This is a genomic window from Streptomyces sp. NPDC005925, assembly GCF_040638805.1.
Lineage (GTDB): Bacteria > Actinomycetota > Actinomycetes > Streptomycetales > Streptomycetaceae > Streptomyces.
In genome coordinates this window covers 44,626-61,196 of the sequence record NZ_JBEXVL010000005.1, presented here as the reverse complement: position 1 = coordinate 61,196, position 16,571 = coordinate 44,626, and the positions used below count along the sequence as shown (strand labels likewise).

Genomic DNA, 16,571 nt, shown 5'->3' with positions numbered 1-16,571 from the left:
ACGGTCCGTCAGGGCCGCAGCGCGCGCAGCAGCAGGTCGGCCAGGTGGTCGGCCACCTCGCGCGGGCCGAGCGGTCCGTCGGGGCGGTACCAGGTCGACAGGTGGTGGACCGAGCCGAAGTGGTAGTCGACGACCAGGTCGGCCGGGGTCGCCCTCGAGAAGACGCCGGTCTCCTGGCCCTCCTCGATGAGCGCGCGGAAGCGTTCGTGGTAGCGCCGGCGCTCGGCGCGCACCTGCTTGTTCTTCTCCGGGCTCAGGTGGTGCATCGAGCGGAAGAAGATGGACGCGTCGTCCAGGTTCTCGATGGTGGTGACGACGACGTCGGCGGCGGCGTCCCTGACGCGCTTCTCCACCGGTTCGTCGGCGTCCGCGACGGCGTCGAGCCGCTCCTGCTGGACGCGCAGCACGCGCGCGTACACCTCGTGCAGGAGGTCGTCCTTGGAGCCGAAGTAGTGGTAGAGCGCCCCCTTGGTGACGCCTGCCGCTTCGACGATCTCCTGCACCGAGGTGCGGTCGTATCCCTGCTCGGCGAAGAGCCGGGTGGCGGCGGCCAGGAGCCGCTGCGGCACCGGAGTGCCGTCCCCGTCCGTCGTCCTGGGCACTGCCGCCACCTGCCTTCCGTGTCGCTGTCGGTTGCCGTGCGCGTGGGAACGCAGTTCCCGGCGGAGGATCTTCCCACTCGCCGTCTTCGGCAAGTCGGCCAGGATCTCCACCTGGCGCGGGTACTTGTAGGCGGCCAGTCTCTCCTTGCAGTACGCCGCGAGTTCACCTGGGTCGGCGTCGGCACCCGGGCGGAGGCTGATGTACGCCTTGACCGTCTCACCCCGGTAGCCGTCGGGCACGCCGACGACGGCCACCTCGCGGACCGCGGGATGCGTGTAGAGGATGTCCTCCACCTCGCGCGGCCAGACCTTGAAGCCGGACGCGTTGATCATGTCCTTCTTGCGGTCCACGACGTACAGCCAGCCCTGTCCGTCCATGAACCCGATGTCGCCGGTGCGCAGTTCCCCGCCGGGGAAGGTCTCGGCGGTGGCGTCGGGGCGGTGCCAGTAGCCGGGTACGATCTGCGGCCCGCGCACGACGATCTCGCCCGGTGTCCCGAAGGGCACCTCCTCGCCCCGCTCGTCCAGGATGCGCACGACGGTGTCGGGTCCGGGCACGCCCACGGCGAGGGTGCCGGAGGCCGGGTCGACGGGCGCCTCCAGGTGGGGCGGTACGACGGTGCAGGTCGCGGTGGACTCGGTGAGGCCGTAGCCGTTGCGGATGTACGTCCCGAAGCCCGCGCGGAACTCCTCCACCAGCGCCGGGGGCAGCGGGGCGCCGCCGGAGGAGAGCATGGCGAAGGAGGCGAAGTGGTCGCGGGTGGCGCGCGGGTGCGCCGCGAGCGCCATGAACGCGGTCGACGGGCCGACCGTGTAGTGCGGCCGGTGGGCGGCGAACGCGTCGAGGACGACACCCGCCTCGAAGCGGTACGCGAGGACGAGCGTGCCCGCGGCGGTCAGGCAGGCACTGAGCTGGCAGACCATACCGGTGATGTGGAACAGCGGCGCGAGCGCGAAGTACACGGGCGGATCGGGCAGTGCCAGGCCGACGGCCTGGCGCTCGGCGTTGTGCATGATGTTGCCGTGGGTGTTGGTGGCGCCCTTGGGGGTGCCGCTGGTGCCCGAGGTGTAGCTGATCAGCGCGACGGCGTCCGGATCCGGGTCGCGGTCCTCGGGCGGGCGGTGCCCGGCGCGGGCCACGGCGGTGAGATCGTCGGCGTCGGCGGCCTGCGGCAGGCGTACGAAGTCCAGCAGCCGGGCGTCGTTCCGCGTCTGGAAGTCCAGCTCGCAGGCGGTGAGCGCGATCCGCACCGGGGAACCGGCGGCGCTCTCCCGCAGATAGCCGTCCCAGGCCCGGTCGGTGCAGATCAGCGCGGTGACCCCGGCGTCCTTCAGGACGTGCGCGACCTCGCCCGACTTGTACATCGGGTTGACGGGCACCACGACCGCGCCCGCCTTCCACGCGCCGAGCACGGCGAGCACGAAGTGCGGGGAGTTCTGCAGCATCACCGCGACCCGGTCGCCGCGCCGCAGGCCGCGCGCGGCGAGATGGCCGGCGACGGAGTCGCTGAGCGCGTCGACCTCGCGGTACGTCAGCCGGCCGTCGAAGTAGGCGAGACAGGTGCGGTCGGCGGCCCGGCCGGCCGACGCGCGCAGGGCGTGCACCAGGGAGTCGGCCGGGTCGACCGGGGCGCGCTGCGCCTCGGTGAGCAGGGCCACCCAGGGCCTGGCGGCGTAGGGGGAGCCGGACGGGGCGGTCACCGGGTGGCCTCCCACTGCCGCTGGAGGCGGTTCATGCCGGCGATCCAGCGGTCCGGTTCGGCGGCGCGGGCCTGGTAGTACTCGGCTACCTCGCGATGCGGCAGGATCAGGAAGCGGTCTTCCGCGATGCCCTCGAACAGGGCGTCCGCCACGTCCTCCGGCTCGATCGCGGTGGGTCTGAGGACGATGTCGCCCGCGGTGCCGGTGGCGGCCAGCATGTCGGTGCGCACTCCCTGCGGGCAGATGGCGTGCACCTTGAGACCGCGGTGCCGGTACGTCAGCGACAGCCACTCGGCGAAGGCGTACGCGCCGTGCTTGGTGACGCTGTAGGGGGCGGCGCCGATCATCGTGAGCAGTCCGGCGGCGGACACGGTGGAGACGAACCGGCCGCTGCCGCGTTCCAGCCAGCCGGGCAGCAGGGCCCGGGCCGCGCGGACGTGGGCCATCACGTTGACGTCCCAGGCCAGGTCCCAGACGTCCTCGTCGGCGGCCTCGGAACCGCCCGAGCCGACCCCGGCGTTGGCGCAGTACACGTCGACGGTGCCGCCGAGCGCGTCACGGGCGTCGTTCACGATCGCCGAGGCGTCACCCGGGACGGCGATGCCGCCGATCTCTCCGGCGACGGCCTTCGCCCTGTCGGCGTCGAGGTCGTTGACGACGACGCGCGCGCCCGTGGCGGCGAACCGGCGGGCCAGCGCGGCGCCGATGCCGCCTCCCGCACCGGTGACGACGACTCCCGCATCCTGCACGGCTTCCACCATCGGTCTCCTTCGACACGGCCCGACGCGGCGCGGCGGCGACCGCCCGCGACGCCAGACTAACCAGTCGGTATGTCGTGGGGGAAGGGGTGGGCCGTCGTACGCCGACCGGCAGCCGCGCCCTGCTCACGGGCGGCGGGCCGACGCGCTCACGGACGGCACGGAGGCCACCGCGGCGATCACCCGGCGGTCGTCCTCAGTGGTCAAGACCGGTGGTAAAGACCAATCGCGGGTTCCTTCCCGTTCCGCCGGAGCCTGCCGCGCGCTAGCGTGCGTGGCCACAGCACCGCCCGGCCGCGACACCGGCCGCGATCACGGAGGTCATTGGATGAACCTGTCCAGACGGAGCCTGCTCGCCACCACGGCCGCGGTGGCGGCCTCGCCCGGAGTGCTCGCCTCCGCGGCGCACGCGGCCCCGGAGGGCGGACGCCCGCTGCGAACGGGCTTCGAAAGGCTCGTCGCCGACGGGTACGCGGTCCTCGACGGACAGCGGGTCGGCGTGGTCACGAACCCCACGGGCATCACGCGGGACGTGCGGCACATCGTCGACGTCATGCACGCCGACGACCGCGTGGACCTCGCCGCGGTCTTCGGGCCCGAGCACGGTTTCCGCGGCACCGCGCAGGCGGGCGGCTCCGAGGGCCGCTACGACGACCCGGCGACCGGCCTGCCGGTGTACGACACGTACCTCAAGAGCGGCCAGAAGCTCGCCGACGTCTTCACGGCGTCCGGCGTGGACACGGTCGTCTTCGACATCCAGGACGCGGGCGCGCGCTTCTACACGTACATCTGGACCCTGTTCGACTGCATGGAGTCGGCTGCGCTCGCCGGCAAGCGTTTCGTGGTGCTGGACCGGCCGAACCCGGTGACCGGACGGTCCGCCGACGGGCCCGTGCTGCACAAGGAGTTCGCGACGTTCGTCGGACGGCAGCCGATCTCGCAGGCGCACGGCATGACGGTGGCCGAGCTGGCCCGGCTGTTCAACGCGGAGTTCCTGGCGAAGCCGGTGCCGCTGGAGACGGTCACCATGACCGGCTGGAAGCGCTCGGAGTTCTACGACGCCTCCGGGCTGCCGTGGGTACCGCCGAGCCCGAACATGCCGACGCCCGAGACGGCCCTCGTGTACCCGGGGACGTGCCTGTTCGAGGGCACGAACCTGTCCGAGGGGCGCGGCACGACCCGCCCGTTCGAGCTGCTGGGCGCGGAGGGCGTCGACGGGCGCTGGGCCGCCGCCGCGAACGAGCTCGGCCTGCCGGGCGTGCGGTTCAGGGAGGCGTACTTCGCGCCCACGTTCTCCAAGTGGCAGGGCAAGACCGTCGGGGGCGTGCAGATCCATGTGGACGACCGGGTCGCCTTCGACCCGGTACTGACCGGCATCGCGCTGCTGGTGACCGCGAAGCGGACGTGGAGCGGCTTCGCCTGGCGGTCGGACAACTGGATCGACAAGCTGACCGGCTCCACCCAGGTGCGCACGGCGATCGACGCGGGCGCGGACCCGGACGAGGTGGTGGCGGGCTGGCAGGAGGAACTGGCGGCGTTCCGCAGGACGCGCGCGCAGTACCTGCTGTACCGCTGATGACGGCGCGGGGCCGGCGCGCTCGAGGCGTGCCGGCCCCGCCGGGGTCTCACCGGGGCGTCGCCGCCGCCTCGGGCCTGCCCCGCCGGTGCCTCACCGGTGCGAGGTGAACTCCACCACCTGCTGGTAGGTCGGCCGGTTCTGCCAGCCGATTTTCCCGTGCTTGATGCCGCCGAGGGCGCGGTGGTTGATCGCGTCGGCGCACCACTGGTCGCCCGCCGAGCACAGTTCGTCGCCCGGGTAGACCTGGGCGGGCGTCTTGGCCGCCGCCTCCTTCAGGGTGCTCAGGAGGGCGGCCCGGCAGGCGCCGAGGTCGCCGCCGCCGCAGTACGCGCGCGCCAGCGGTCCCCGCACCTCCTCGCCGAGCACGGCTCTGATGTCCTTGTCGACATAGCTCCACCAGCCGTACTGGAAGGCGCTTCCGGCGTGCCCGCCGGTCGGGCCGTGCCCCGCGGACGGCGACTCGTCGACGGGCAGGTTGGCGGTGAAGGCGCCGTACAGGTCGCCGCCGAGGCCCGGTTCGAACTGGGCCTTCACCAGCAGCGGCCACCACGCGTCGAGGATGCGGATGGCGTCCGCGTGGGCGTACGTCTTCGCACCGGCCGACGTCTCGGTACGCCCGGCGCCGTCGGACAGCCAGGCCCGCAGCCTGTCGACGGCGGCCGCCGCCGCGGGGTCCGTCACCGGCGCGCTGTCCACGGCCTCGATCAGTTTGGGCAGCACCTGCTCCGCCCGCAGGTCCGCGAGGCCCGCCCCGGCCATCGCCCGCACCAGTGAGGCCCGGGTCACCTTGCCGTCGGCGACCAGCGCGCGCACCCGGTCGTCCAGCAGGTCGCCCCGGTGCACGGAGCCCTCGCCCCAGGGCGCGGCCGTGTAGTCCCTGGCCTGCTTGTTGTTCCAGGAGATGTAGTAGTCCTGGTCGACGGAGTGGGGGTGCGCGGCGGGGGGCGTGTACGCGGCCCTGTTGGTCGCCGGGTCCCAGTCCCGCCACTCGTACGCCGGCCGCGCCCACACCGGGAACTCGGTGTCGACACCGCTCGCCCGTACCGGGTTGTCGCCGCTGTTGTAGTAGGCGGTGTGCTCGGAGTCGGCGTAGAACCAGTTGAAGGTGAAGTTGATGTGCCGCACCGCCTGCTGGAAGGACTCCGGGCCGGACACGTAGCCCGGGTCGTTCAGCATCTGGAAGCCGATGATGGAGTCGGTCTCGTGCAGGAACGACGAGCGCAGGGTGGTGTAGGCGACCTTCTTGCCGCCGACCGTGGCCCGGTGCGTGACCGGTCCGTAGGCGGTGCGCCAGGCCCGCATCGTGTACGAGCCCGCGGCGGTGCCGTCGGCGACGGTCGGCTTCCAGGCGTTCTTCCGCTCGACCCGCTCCATCGGCGTGCAGGTGCCGCGGTACAGGTAGTGGTGGTCGTCCTGGCACAGTTCGACGGCGTAGGTGTCGATGATGTCCTGGCCCGAGGTGGTCGCGCTCCACGCGTAGTCCTGGCCGCGGCCCAGTTCGACGTACATGCTCAGGCCCGCGAAGGAGGCGCCGCGGGCACTGAGGCCGGGGCCCTGGATCTCCTGGAGCATGAGCAGCTGCGGCGCGAAGTAGCCGGTCTGCGGGCCGAACACGGCGACCGGGTGACCGCCGGCGGTGTGCTCCCCGCCCACCACGAGGGCGTTGGACATGCCGCGCCGGGCCGAGGACAGGGCGCTCTTGACGACGTCGGTGGTGGTGCCGGTGGCGGCCGGTGTGGCCGCGCTGCCCGTGCGGTCGTACACCAGCGGCTCGCCCGCCACCGATCCGGCGTCGGGGAGCGCGGCGCCCTGCGGGTCCTGCGGCTTCTGGCCGTACGGGAAGCTGCCGTCGTGGACGGTGAGGACGGCCTCGGGGTCGTTGCGCTCGCGGAAGGACTCCCAGACCTCGGTGCCCTCCACCACGCCGTACTTCTCCTGGGCGGCCATCAGGGACAGCGCGTTGTTGACCTCGCCGCCGCCCCCGGAGCCGAACAGCGAGCCGATCACGGAGGCCAGCGCGACCATGTCGGTGGCCTTGAAGTGCTCGATGGTGCCCGCGTTGGTGAGGGAGTCCTTGTGACCGGTGAGGACGTACTCGCCGGGGAAGTAGCGGCCCCGGTCGGAGGCGTCGATGTAGCTGTTGATGCCGTCCAGGTAGGCGTCGACGTCGGCGAGTGCCTGCCGGCCGCGCTCTCCGTTGGAGGCGACGGCGCTGTCTATCTGGGCCTGCAGCTCCGCCTCGGTGTACGGGGCGCTGCGCCAGAACTCCTGCTCGAGCCCCTGGTTGGCCGCCGCGCCGCCCGCGAAGGGCGTCAACTGGCCGCGCCCGACGTGCCGGAAGAGGTCCATGAGCCACAGCCGGTCCTGGGCCGCCGCGAAACCGGCGCCGAACTCCGTGCCGTACCGGGTCGTGCCCGTGATGTGCGGCACACCGGTCTTCTTGTCGCGGACGATCGTGACGTCGTCGCGTCCCGCCGGCCGGACGGTGGAGGCGACCTGGTCGGCGGGGACGCCGAACGAGGCGTCGTTGAAAAAACCGTTGATCTCGTCGTTGGTGAGCGTCTGGTAGCCCGTCGCGAGGCGCGCGTAGGGCCCGAGCTGGTCCTCGGCGTGCGCGGGCTGGGTGCCGAGGGTCTGGTTGAGGAGGATCTGGGCGAGGGTGGCGTTGCCGTTCTGACCGGGCGGCAGGATGTCCGAGCACTGGCCGCCGCAATGGTCACCGGCTGCGACGGCCGCCGCCGGCGCCACCTCCCCGGCCGTCTCCGCGGCGATTGCCGGAGAAATCGGCGACAAAAGGCCGGTGAGCAGAGCGCATACGGAAGCGGTCTTCAGGAACCCGTGGATTCCGCGGGGAGTTCTCAGTCTGTCGAGGGCGGTGCGTGGGGTGTGCCGTGGCATGGCAAGTCCTCCCGACGGGTGGGCCGACGTTACCGCCGGTGTCCCCGGGATTGAAGATGAACATGCGTCAAGTTTGTGGAGGAGCCCAACGAGCACACGGAATAGGGCAGTTGGCGCGCGGGATGCCCCGTCGGCTCCGGGGAACCCGGAAATCGGATGGAGCCGAATCGCTTGTCGATACGTCTACCCGACGACGCCCTTACGGCGACGTGGAAGCGACCGGAAAACAAGGTGCAGGTGTGACGGAGGTGCAGGACGATGGCCGGTTTCCGAAGTCTCGCGAGACAGGTCCGTGATCCACGGTGTGACCTGGCGCTACGGCGCTATTCGCTACGCAAGTGCCTGGAGCGGTTCGCCCCCTATGGGCACAGGGCGACCTGGGACCATCTCTGCTCCCGGGCCGGATTCGGGCCCGAGGACCGCTCCCCCGACCCAGTGCGGCTCGTGGCCGCACTGGAGGAACTGGAGGAAGCGCGCGCGGTGTGGCTGGCCTACGAGGTCGAGTTCGCCGAGCGCCGCAGGAAGGAGAAGCACGACGGGCTGCGCAGGCCGGGCAGCGTGGACGACTGGCACCGCCTGACCTGGGGCGGGTTCGGCGTTGCCTGGTGCGACGACCCGCGGCTCCACCCCCGTGAGCCGCTGGCCGAGGTGCTGCGCCGGCTGATCGCCGCACTGGAGCGCGAGCCGGGCGCGGGCTGCCCGGTGTGCGGCGGAGCCCGGCTCGTCTGGAAGTACGGCCTGGATCACGAGCCCTCCGCGGGCCCGGTCTGCACGGACTGCGGAATCCTGGTACCGCGTCCGGTCCTGACACCCCAAGCCCTGGCGGACGCCAGGCACGGGCGGCTGCTGGTGCCCGCCTGACCACGCCCGAGCGCAACGGGGGTGCGACGGGGACGGCGCACCCCCTCCCACGACGCCCCCCGGCTCCACCGGCGTCATCGAACGGGTGCACGGTCCGGGCGGACGCGCTGCCGCCGAGCGGCCACGGGCCACGGCCGCCCGGTCCCGCCGGACACGGTGGCCACGGCTGCCGGGTCCTGCCGCACGGCGAAGAGGGTGGCACCTGACCCGGCGCTCGACCTGGCCGGCCGACCGGCCCCGGCACCCCGGAGCGGACTGGAGAACACACGGCGACTGCCGCGGTCGCAGTCACTGCCGCTTGCCGCTGCCGCTGCCGCTGCCGCTGCCGCTGCCGCTGCCGCTGCCGCTGCCGCTGCCGCTGCCGCTGCCGGACGCGCAACGGGACGCTCCCACGCTCGGTTCCCGGTGCACGGGCTGCCACCGTACGGACGGGCCCGGCGCTCGTCGCGGGACCGGGCGAGGAGTCGGGTGCGGGTGGCCGGGTCCGAAGATCCCGACGCCAACAGTCGGTAATTCGCTCGCGCCATTCCTTTCCTGTCGGGACAGTCGGAGGCGATGCACCCGAGTTGAGCGACCCCAGGAACCGAGGAGTCCCCATGTCGACGCTGCGCGTCACCGCCGAAGTGCTGACCGTCCACGAGCACCCGAACGCCGACGCACTCGAACTGGCCCAGGTGGGTCTGTACCGGGCGGTCGTCGCCAAGGGCGCGTACCGCACCGGCGAGGCCGCCGTCTACATCCCCGAGCAGTCCGTGCTGCCGGCCGGGCTGATCGAGGAGCTGGGGCTGACCGGGCGACTGGCGGGCGGCAACTCGGACCGGGTGAAGGCGGTGCGGCTGCGCGGTGAGCTGTCCCAGGGCATCGTGTGCCGGCCGAAGGCACTCGCGGACGTCGATCTGGCGCGGGCCGCCCTGGACGGGACGGACTTCGCGGAGCGGCTCGGCATCACCAAATGGGTACCGCCGATCCCTCCGACGATGGACGGCGAGGTCGAGTCCGCGCCCGACCTGCTGCCGTGGGTCGACATCGAGAACATCCAGCGGTTTCCGGACATCTTCCTGCCGGGCGAGGCCGTGGTCCTGACCGAGAAACTGCACGGCTCGGCCTGCCTGCTGACCCATGTCGCCGACGAGGGCCGCGTGCAGGTGTCCTCCAAGGGCTTCGGTGCCAGGTCCCTCGCCCTGAGGGAGGACCCGCGCAATCTGTACTGGCGGGCCGTGCACGGCCACGGCGTCGCCGAGGCCGCGGCCCGGCTCGCGGAGCGGCTGGGGGCGCGCCGGGTCGGCGTCTTCGGCGAGGTGTACGGCGCGGGAGTCCAGGACCTGACGTACGGCGCCGACGGGCGCCGCGAGACCCTCGGCTACGCGGTGTTCGACGTCGCCGCGGAGATAGACGGCACGGTGCGGTGGCTGAACGCGTCCGATCTCCTCGACGGGGAGCTGCCGCTGGTGCCGCGGCTGTACGAGGGGCCGTACGACATCGAGCGGGTGCTGGAGATCGCGAGCGGGCGGGAGACCGTGTCCGGGCGGGGGCTGCATCTGCGGGAGGGCGTCGTGATCCGGCCGGCGGCGGAGCGGTACAGCCCGGTGACCGGGGGGAGGGCGATCGCGAAGGCGGTGAGCGCGGCGTACCTGACGCGCAGGGGCGGCACCGAGTACGAGTGAACGGGGACGACCGGCGACGGGGCCCGGCGACCGGGGGCCCGCCCGTCGTCGGTCAGTCCTGATCCCGTTTCGTTCGGCTTCCGCCTCGCTCGATCATGAGGCGGGACCCGGTCAGCCGTTCGCCGAACACGTCGTCCGGATTGGACAGCACGCAGCCGTCGAGGGAGAGACAGCCGCAGCCGATGCAGTCGGTGAGGTGGTCGCGCAGGCGGTTGAGCTGTTTGATGCGCTCGTCGAGTTCGCTGCGCCAGGCCCGGGACAGGCGGGCCCAGTCCTCCCGGGTGGGGGTGCGTTCCTCGGGGAGTTCTGCCAGAGCCTCGCGGATCGTGGCCAGCGGGATGCCGACGCGCTGTGCGGCCCTGATGAAGGCGACGCGGCGCAGGGTGTCGCGGCTGTAGCGGCGCTGGTTGCCGGTGGTGCGGCGACTGCTGATCAGGCCCTTGGCCTCGTAGAAGTGCAGGGCGGAGACGGCGGCGCCGCTGCGTGCGGAGAGTCGGCCGACCGTGAGCTCGTGGATCTTCTCGGGTATCTGGGGCACCTCTCGGAGCCTACCCACCCCGTCCCCGCAGCCGTCCGTTGACATGGGGCACGCGGCCTACCATGCTAAGCAGTTGCTTAGACCTAGAGACACGGGAGGCCGGGACATGGCAGAGCCGAGGATCTTCACCTCCGCCGACGAACTGAGGGCGGCGGTCGGCGAGCAGCTGGGGTACACCGACTGGCTGGAGGTCGACCAGAAGCGGATCGACCTGTTCGCGGAGGCCACCGGCGACCACCAGTGGATCCACGTGGACCCGGAGAAGGCCAAGGCGGGTCCGTTCGGCACGACCATCGCCCACGGCTATCTCACCCTGTCACTGCTGCCGCTGTTCGGGCCGCAGCTGATCGGCGTCGAGGGCGTGAGGATGGGCGTCAACTACGGCACCAACAAGGTGCGTTTTCCCGCCCCCGTCCCGGTCGGCTCGCGGCTGCGCGCCACCGCGCGGATCGCGAACGTCGAGGACGTGACGGGCGGTGTGCAGCTGACGCTCGCGTTCAGCGTGGAGCGCGAGGGCGGCGAGAAGCCGGTGTGCGTGGCGGAGTCGGTGGCGCGCTACTACCTGTGAGCACGGTCCGGGAGACCGCTATCGGGGGACCCCGACCATGCGCAGCACGAGGTCGGCGTAGAGGGCGCCGACCTCGTCGGGCGTGCGCGGGCCGTCCACGTTGAACCAGCGGGCGACGTCGATGCACAGCGAGAGGACGGCGAGCGTCGTGCCGTGCACGTCGATGACGTCGAACTCACCGGTGGCGGCGCCGTCCTCGATGATCGCGCGGATCACGCCGTCGACCTCCCGGCGCAGTGCGAGGATCTCGGCGCGGGCGTCGGGGCCCAGTGAGTCCAGTTCGTACTGGACGACCCGGGCGGTGGTGCGTCCGCCGGCGTGCCAGCGGACGAAGGAGCTCACCGCGTCGGCGAGCCGCTCGGCGGGGCCGCCGCCCCCGCTCGACGCCGTACGGAGGATGTCCAGGGCCTTCTCGTGACCGATGCGGCTGATGCGGTGGAGGAGCTCCTCCTTGGTCTTGTAGTGGATGTAGAGCGCGGCCGGACTCATGCCGGCGCGGCCCGCGATGTCACGGGTCGTCGTCGCGTGGTAGCCCCGCTCGGCGAAGGCCTCCACGGCCGCGATCAGCAGTCGCCGGGCCGCGTCGGGTGTGACCTCGGCCCACGCCTGCGTCTCACCGCCGGCCGTCTCCTCCGCCGTACTCATCACTCACCCCTCACTGTCCGACAGGGGTAACACCATACCCCCGAAGCTGAGCGAGCGCTTAGCTTGATCGCCCGGAGGTTCACGGGCCTCTCCTGCCGGCGCTCGCGCCGGGAACCTGTGGCGGAGGGTTCCGTCAGAGCTTCTGGAAGGGGTCGTGCTCGGCGAGCAGTTTCTCGATCCTCGCCTGGTCGACGCGGCTGACGATCTGCCCCGCCTCCTGGCGGTCCCGGACCACCTTGGCCAGGGTGAAGGCGGACGTGACGAGGTAGAGGACGGCGATGCCGAGGAAGGCGCGCACCCACATGTCGGTGTCGAGGTTGAGGATGCCGAGAGCGGTGGCCGCGAGGGCGATGCCGAAGGACGCGACGGCCTGGCCGTAGAAGGCGGCCGTGTTCTGCTGCTTGACCTGTGTCTCACTCATGCGGACCAGAATCGGCGGGCGTGGCCCGCGCGGCATCCGCCGGGATACTCAGTTGTCCTACTCAGGGCGAGCGAGGTGCGCGGGCCGCCGGTGGGCGATGCTCCCGTCAGAAGGCCGAGACTCCGGTCAGGGCCCGCCCGATGACCAGTTTCTGGATCTGGCTGGTGCCCTCGTAGAGCGTCATCACGCGGGCGTCGCGCAGCAGTTTGCCCGCCGGGTACTCGTCGATGTAGCCGTACCCGCCGAAGACCTGGAGGGCGTTGTTGGCGGCGCGTACGGCGGCTTCCGAGGCGTAGAGCTTGGCCTTGGAGGACTCGACGGCGAACGGCCGGCCGCGGTCGATCAGGTCGGCGACCCGCCAGGTCAGCAGCCGGGCGGCGTCGACGTCCACGGCGATGTCGCTGATCAGTTCCTGGACGAGCTGGTGGTGGGCGATGGTCCTGCCGAACTGCTCGCGCTGACCGGCGTACGTGACGGCCGCGTCCAGTGCCGCCTGGGCGATGCCGACGCAGCCGGCGGCGACCGACATCCGGCCCTTGGCCAGGGCGGACATGGCGATCTTGAAGCCCTGGCCCTCCTCGCCGAGCAGCGCGGAGGCGGGTACGCGGACGTCTTCGAGGACCAGTTCGGCGGTGGCCTGGCCGCGCAGGCCGAGCTTGCCGTGCACCGTAGTGCGGGTCAGGCCCGGCGTGTCCGCGGGGACCAGGAACGCGGAGACGCCCTTGTGGCCGGGCGCGTCGGTGGAGCGGGCGAAGAGCAGGACGACGTCGGCCCAGGTGCCGTTGGTGATGAACATCTTGCTGCCGTTGATGACGAAGTCCCCGCCGTCGCGGACCGCACGCGTGGCGAGGTTCCCGGCGTCGGAGCCGGTGCCGGGCTCGGTCAGGCCGAAGCAGCCGACGTACCCGCCGGAGGTCAGGCCGGGCAGCCAGCGCCGCTTCTGCTCCTCGTCCGCCCAGGCGGCGATCGTCTTGGCGACCAGGCCCAGCGAGACGGAGACGATGCCGCGCACGGAGGAGTCGCCGCGGCCGAGTTCCTCGGTGACGAGGCAGTACGCGAGGTGGTCTCCGCCGGAGCCGCCGTACTCCTCGTCGACGGTCAGACCCAGGAAGCCGACCTCGCCGAGCTTTTCCACGAGGCCGCGGTCCACCTCCTCGGCGCGGTCCCAGGCCACCACGTGCGGGGCGATCTCGCGCTCCACGAAGTCGCGGGCGAGCTGCCGGACGGCGCTCTGCTCCTCGCTGAGCTCCAGGTTCATGCCGAGTCACCCCACAGAATCGCGCTTTAATTAGCACTGCTAGTTTCAAGATGCAGCCCTACTATGTGCGCCATGGCCCGACCGCGCAAGCCCCTGCTCAGCACCGACCGGATCGTCGAGACGGCCCGTGCGCTCGTGGACGCGGAGGGTCTCGCCGCCGTCTCCACGCGCCGGCTCGCGGCGGAGCTGGGGGTCAGCGGGCCCTCGCTCTACAACCACTTCCGCACGAAGGACGAGATCCTGGAGGCGGTCGCCGACTCGGTGAGCGCACAGGTCGACCTGTCGATGTTCGAGGCGGGCCGGGACTGGCGGACCGCGCTGCACGACTGGGCCGTCTCCTACCGGTCGGCCCTGCGCGACCACCCCAACATCGTCCCGGTGCTCGCCCGGGGTCCCGGCCGCCGCCCGGCCGCGCTGCGGCTCGCGGACGCGGTGTACGGCGCGATGGTCGAGGCGGGCTGGCCGCCCGCGCAGGCCACCTCCATCGGCGCGCTGATGCGGTACTTCATCATGGGCTCCGCGCTCGGCTCCTTCGCCGGGGGATTCGTGGACGACGCGAGCGCCTACGACCCTGCCGACTATCCGCACCTCGGCCAGGCCCACCTCCTCGCCGAACAGCAGGAGAAGATCGACGAGCGGGCCTTCGAGACGGGACTCGCGGCGCTGCTGGACGGGCTGGCCGTGCAGTACGAGGACCCCGCCCGGGGCGGCACCCCCTAGGACGGGGAGGCCGTCGGGGTGCCCAGGGCGAGGAGGGCGGTGTCGTCGTCCACGCCGTCGCCGAGCTTCTCGAGCAGGGCGGCGACGGCGGCGACCAGCGGGCGCGGCGCGATGCACGCCTGGTCACCGGCGAAGTCGCGCAGCCGCTCGTCGTCGTAGAGGGTGTGCTCGGCGTCGATACGGGCCTCGGTCAGGCCGTCGGTGTAGAGCAGCAGGGTGTCGCCGGGGCCGAGGGTCGTGGCCCCGGCCGTGAAGGACGCGTCGGGCAGGGCGCCGACCAGCATGCCGCCGGGCGTGGAGAGATACCCCGCCCGCTCCGGCGTCCCGGCCGGCCGGCCGGCCCGCAGCAGGAGGGCCGGCGGGTGGCCGCCGGAGGCGAGGCGGACGGTGGCGCTGCCGCGCTCCGGGTCCGGCTCGACGACGCCGACGACGGCGGTGCAGTAGCGGGGGACGGTCTCACCGCCGTAGCGGTCGTACAGCACGGCGTTCAGCGTGGTCAGGGCGCTGACGGGGTCGGGGTCGTGGAAGGCTGCCGCCCGCAGCGTGTACCGGATCAGGGAGGTGACGGCGGCGGCGCCGGGGCCCTTGCCGCTGACGTCTCCGAGGAAGAACGCCCAGCGGTGCGCGTCCAGGGCGAACAGGTCGTAGAAGTCGCCGCCGAGCCGGTCGGGCGAGGCCATGCGGTAGTACGAGGCGACGTCCAGGCCGGGCACGGTGGGCAGTTCGGTGGGCAGCAGCGCCTGCTGGAGCACGGCGAGGGCGTCGGTCAGCCGGGTCCGGTCGGCCTCGGACCGGGCGCGGGCCTCCTCCGCCTCCCGCAGGGCCGCCTCGGCCTGGTGGCGGGCCTGGTCGGCGGCCGTCCTGCGGCGCAGCAGTTCCTCCTCGTAGGCCCGCCGGTCGGAGGCGTCGAACACGGTGGTGCGGATCAGTACGGGGTTGCCGTCCCGGTCCCGTTTGACGGTCGCGGAGACCAGGACCGGCAGGCGTTCGCCGGTGGCGGCCGGCATTTCCAGCGCGATGCCGCTGATCTCGCCGCGCATGCTCAGCAGGGGCGCGAAGTGGGTCTCGTGGTAGAGCCTGCCGCCGACGGTGAGCAGGTCGGCGAAGCGCCGCCGGCCCACCACCTCGTCCCGCTCCAGACCGAGCCGGTCCAGCAACGTCCTGTTGATCTTGGTGATGGTGCCGTCCATGGTGGTGGACAGGAAACCGCACGGGGCGGACTCGTAGAGCTCCTCGGCGCTGTCGCTGTCCCGCGGAGGCGGGGAGGGACCGGGGTCCGTGTCGGGCGTGGGCGTCATGCGTGTGTGCTGTCCAGGAAGTCGAGCAGCGCGCGGGCCGTGACCTCGGGGGCGCTGAGCTGCGGGCAGTGGCCGGTGGCGGGCAGGGTGACGAGGCGGGAGCCGGATATCCGGGCGTGCACGAACGCGCCGACCTCCCGCGGGGCGATGGCGTCGTCGGCGCACTGCAGGACCAGCGTGGGCACCTTCACGTTCTCCAGGTCCCCCCGGTTGTCCGACAGGAACGTCGTCCGCGCGAAGACGCGGGCCATCTCCGGGTCGGTGGCACAGAAACTGTCGGTGAGCTCCTGGCCCAGCTCGGGTCGGTCGGGGTTGCCCATGATGACCGGGGCCATCGCGGACGACCAGCCGAGGTAGTTCGACTCCAGCGAGGCGAGCAGTTCATGGATGTCGGACTGGCTGAAGCCGCCGCGATAGCCCTCGTCGTCGATGTAGCAGGGGGAGGGCGTGAGCATCACCAGGGAGGCGATGCGTTCCGGGGCGCGGCGGGCGGCCAGCATCCCGGACATCGCGCTCACCGAGTGCCCGACGAACGTCACCTGCTCCAGGTCCAGCTCGCGCAGCACGTCGACCACGTCCTGGGCGTAGCCCTCCAGGGAGGCGTACCGCTCGGCGTCCCAGGCCGACAGGTCGGAGTGGCCCGAGCCGACGTAGTCGAAGAGGAGCACCCGGTAGCGGTCGGTCAGCCGGGGCACCACCAGCCGCCACATGTTCTGGTCGCAGCCGAAACCGTGCGCCAGCATCACGACCGGCCCCTCGGGGTTCCCGGTCAGCGTGACGTTGTTCCGGTGCCGTACGCCCGTGCTGGTCATGTGTCGCTCCCTTTCCGGTGCCTGGCGGCGGGTGCTCGATGGCTGATGCCACCTTCAAGAGACCCTCATGAGTGATTTGTTCCATATTCACAGATTGCTCTTCATTTCTCCTCCCCCTTGCTTCGGTCTCCACCGAACGATGCGTGTCACATGCCGGGCCCATGGCCCTCGAGAACCCCGGTGCGCCGGGCCGGCACGTCTCGCCGCGCTGCTCGCGGACGAGCCGCGGGCCGCCTGTCCGCCGGCGC

The 16,571-nt window shown here is 72.0% G+C and carries 14 protein-coding genes and 1 pseudogene; 5 read left to right on the top strand and 10 right to left on the bottom strand.

Features of this window, described 5'->3' with window-relative positions; genetic code table 11:
- Positions 1 to 8: 8 nt before the first annotated feature.
- The 3 genes and pseudogenes from ABZ354_RS08835 to ABZ354_RS08825 form a co-directional block, all read right to left on the bottom strand.
- Positions 9 to 602: a TetR/AcrR family transcriptional regulator gene (locus ABZ354_RS08835; RefSeq protein WP_358654969.1), complete on the bottom strand. Its 594-nt coding sequence runs from the start codon at positions 600 to 602 to the stop codon at positions 9 to 11.
- A 45-nt stretch (positions 603 to 647) separates the two neighbouring features.
- Positions 648 to 2,303: pseudogene (locus ABZ354_RS08830) on the bottom strand (AMP-binding protein); the annotation flags it as partial.
- The gene (locus ABZ354_RS08825; protein WP_358654473.1) at positions 2,300 to 3,064 is read right to left on the bottom strand and encodes an SDR family oxidoreductase; all 765 of its coding nucleotides are present in this window, start codon (positions 3,062 to 3,064) and stop codon (positions 2,300 to 2,302) included. The gene ABZ354_RS08825 and the pseudogene ABZ354_RS08830, both read right to left, overlap by 4 nt.
- 325 nt (positions 3,065 to 3,389) lie before the next feature.
- Between ABZ354_RS08825 and ABZ354_RS08820 the strand changes: the two genes are divergently transcribed.
- Positions 3,390 to 4,637 (top strand): DUF1343 domain-containing protein, encoded by a 1,248-nt coding sequence (locus ABZ354_RS08820; protein WP_358654471.1) that lies wholly within the window; start codon positions 3,390 to 3,392, stop codon positions 4,635 to 4,637.
- Between the two features lie 93 nt (positions 4,638 to 4,730).
- On the opposite strand, the gene ABZ354_RS08815 is transcribed toward ABZ354_RS08820, so the two are convergent.
- Entirely contained in the window at positions 4,731 to 7,538 is a 2,808-nt protein-coding gene (locus ABZ354_RS08815) for a penicillin acylase family protein (protein WP_358654469.1), read from the bottom strand.
- Positions 7,539 to 7,796: 258 nt separating this feature from the next.
- On the opposite strand from ABZ354_RS08815, the gene ABZ354_RS08810 reads away from it, so the two are divergent.
- Positions 7,797 to 8,399 (top strand): hypothetical protein, encoded by a 603-nt coding sequence (locus ABZ354_RS08810; RefSeq protein WP_358654467.1) that lies wholly within the window; start codon positions 7,797 to 7,799, stop codon positions 8,397 to 8,399.
- Positions 8,400 to 8,995: 596 nt separating this feature from the next.
- Positions 8,996 to 10,063, top strand: coding sequence for an RNA ligase (ATP) (locus tag ABZ354_RS08805; RefSeq protein ID WP_358654465.1), 1,068 nt, complete (start codon positions 8,996 to 8,998; stop codon positions 10,061 to 10,063).
- 52 nt (positions 10,064 to 10,115) lie between these two features.
- On the opposite strand, the gene soxR is transcribed toward ABZ354_RS08805, so the two are convergent.
- The gene (gene soxR / locus ABZ354_RS08800; RefSeq protein WP_358654463.1) at positions 10,116 to 10,601 is read right to left on the bottom strand and encodes a redox-sensitive transcriptional activator SoxR; all 486 of its coding nucleotides are present in this window, start codon (positions 10,599 to 10,601) and stop codon (positions 10,116 to 10,118) included.
- Between the two features lie 106 nt (positions 10,602 to 10,707).
- Between soxR and ABZ354_RS08795 the strand changes: the two genes are divergently transcribed.
- On the top strand, positions 10,708 to 11,169 hold the full coding sequence (locus tag ABZ354_RS08795) for a MaoC family dehydratase (RefSeq protein WP_358654461.1): 462 nt from the start codon (positions 10,708 to 10,710) through the stop codon (positions 11,167 to 11,169).
- A gap of 18 nt (positions 11,170 to 11,187) precedes the next feature.
- Here the strand turns inward: ABZ354_RS08795 and ABZ354_RS08790 are convergent, their stop codons facing one another.
- The 3 genes from ABZ354_RS08790 to ABZ354_RS08780 all read right to left on the bottom strand — a co-directional run bounded on the left by ABZ354_RS08790 (position 11,188) and on the right by ABZ354_RS08780 (position 13,493).
- A complete protein-coding gene (locus ABZ354_RS08790; RefSeq protein ID WP_358654459.1) occupies positions 11,188 to 11,814 on the bottom strand; it encodes a TetR/AcrR family transcriptional regulator in 627 nt (208 codons plus the stop codon).
- A 133-nt stretch (positions 11,815 to 11,947) separates the two neighbouring features.
- The gene (locus ABZ354_RS08785) at positions 11,948 to 12,235 is read right to left on the bottom strand and encodes a YiaA/YiaB family inner membrane protein (RefSeq protein WP_358654457.1); all 288 of its coding nucleotides are present in this window, start codon (positions 12,233 to 12,235) and stop codon (positions 11,948 to 11,950) included.
- Positions 12,236 to 12,341: 106 nt separating this feature from the next.
- Positions 12,342 to 13,493 carry an acyl-CoA dehydrogenase family protein gene (locus ABZ354_RS08780; protein ID WP_358654455.1) on the bottom strand — a complete coding sequence of 384 codons (1,152 nt, stop codon included), beginning with the start codon at positions 13,491 to 13,493 and terminating at the stop codon, positions 12,342 to 12,344.
- 72 nt (positions 13,494 to 13,565) lie between these two features.
- On the opposite strand from ABZ354_RS08780, the gene ABZ354_RS08775 reads away from it, so the two are divergent.
- On the top strand, positions 13,566 to 14,213 hold the full coding sequence (locus tag ABZ354_RS08775) for a TetR/AcrR family transcriptional regulator (RefSeq protein ID WP_358654453.1): 648 nt from the start codon (positions 13,566 to 13,568) through the stop codon (positions 14,211 to 14,213).
- Here ABZ354_RS08775 and ABZ354_RS08770 read toward each other — a convergent pair.
- Entirely contained in the window at positions 14,210 to 15,511 is a 1,302-nt protein-coding gene (locus ABZ354_RS08770; protein WP_358654451.1) for a SpoIIE family protein phosphatase, read from the bottom strand. The genes ABZ354_RS08775 and ABZ354_RS08770 overlap by 4 nt on opposite strands.
- Entirely contained in the window at positions 15,508 to 16,323 is an 816-nt protein-coding gene (locus ABZ354_RS08765; RefSeq protein WP_358654449.1) for an alpha/beta hydrolase, read from the bottom strand. Before ABZ354_RS08765 ends, ABZ354_RS08770 begins: the two co-directional genes overlap by 4 nt.
- Between the last annotated feature and the right edge of the window lie 248 nt (positions 16,324 to 16,571).

Excerpts from the sequence above, each read along its gene's own strand:
- ABZ354_RS08825 (WP_358654473.1), bottom strand. The coding sequence starts at position 3,064 with ATGGTGGAAGCCGTGCAGGATGCGGGAGTCGTCGTCACCGGTGCGGGA.
- ABZ354_RS08795 (WP_358654461.1), top strand. The coding sequence starts at position 10,708 with ATGGCAGAGCCGAGGATCTTCACCTCCGCCGACGAACTGAGGGCGGCG.
- ABZ354_RS08820 (WP_358654471.1), top strand. The coding sequence starts at position 3,390 with ATGAACCTGTCCAGACGGAGCCTGCTCGCCACCACGGCCGCGGTGGCG.
- ABZ354_RS08785 (WP_358654457.1), bottom strand. The coding sequence starts at position 12,235 with ATGAGTGAGACACAGGTCAAGCAGCAGAACACGGCCGCCTTCTACGGC.
- ABZ354_RS08770 (WP_358654451.1), bottom strand. The coding sequence starts at position 15,511 with ATGACGCCCACGCCCGACACGGACCCCGGTCCCTCCCCGCCTCCGCGG.
- ABZ354_RS08810 (WP_358654467.1), top strand. The coding sequence starts at position 7,797 with ATGGCCGGTTTCCGAAGTCTCGCGAGACAGGTCCGTGATCCACGGTGT.
- ABZ354_RS08815 (WP_358654469.1), bottom strand. The coding sequence starts at position 7,538 with ATGCCACGGCACACCCCACGCACCGCCCTCGACAGACTGAGAACTCCC.
- ABZ354_RS08780 (WP_358654455.1), bottom strand. The coding sequence starts at position 13,493 with ATGAACCTGGAGCTCAGCGAGGAGCAGAGCGCCGTCCGGCAGCTCGCC.
- ABZ354_RS08765 (WP_358654449.1), bottom strand. The coding sequence starts at position 16,323 with ATGACCAGCACGGGCGTACGGCACCGGAACAACGTCACGCTGACCGGG.
- ABZ354_RS08775 (WP_358654453.1), top strand. The coding sequence starts at position 13,566 with ATGGCCCGACCGCGCAAGCCCCTGCTCAGCACCGACCGGATCGTCGAG.
- ABZ354_RS08805 (WP_358654465.1), top strand. The coding sequence starts at position 8,996 with ATGTCGACGCTGCGCGTCACCGCCGAAGTGCTGACCGTCCACGAGCAC.
- ABZ354_RS08790 (WP_358654459.1), bottom strand. The coding sequence starts at position 11,814 with ATGAGTACGGCGGAGGAGACGGCCGGCGGTGAGACGCAGGCGTGGGCC.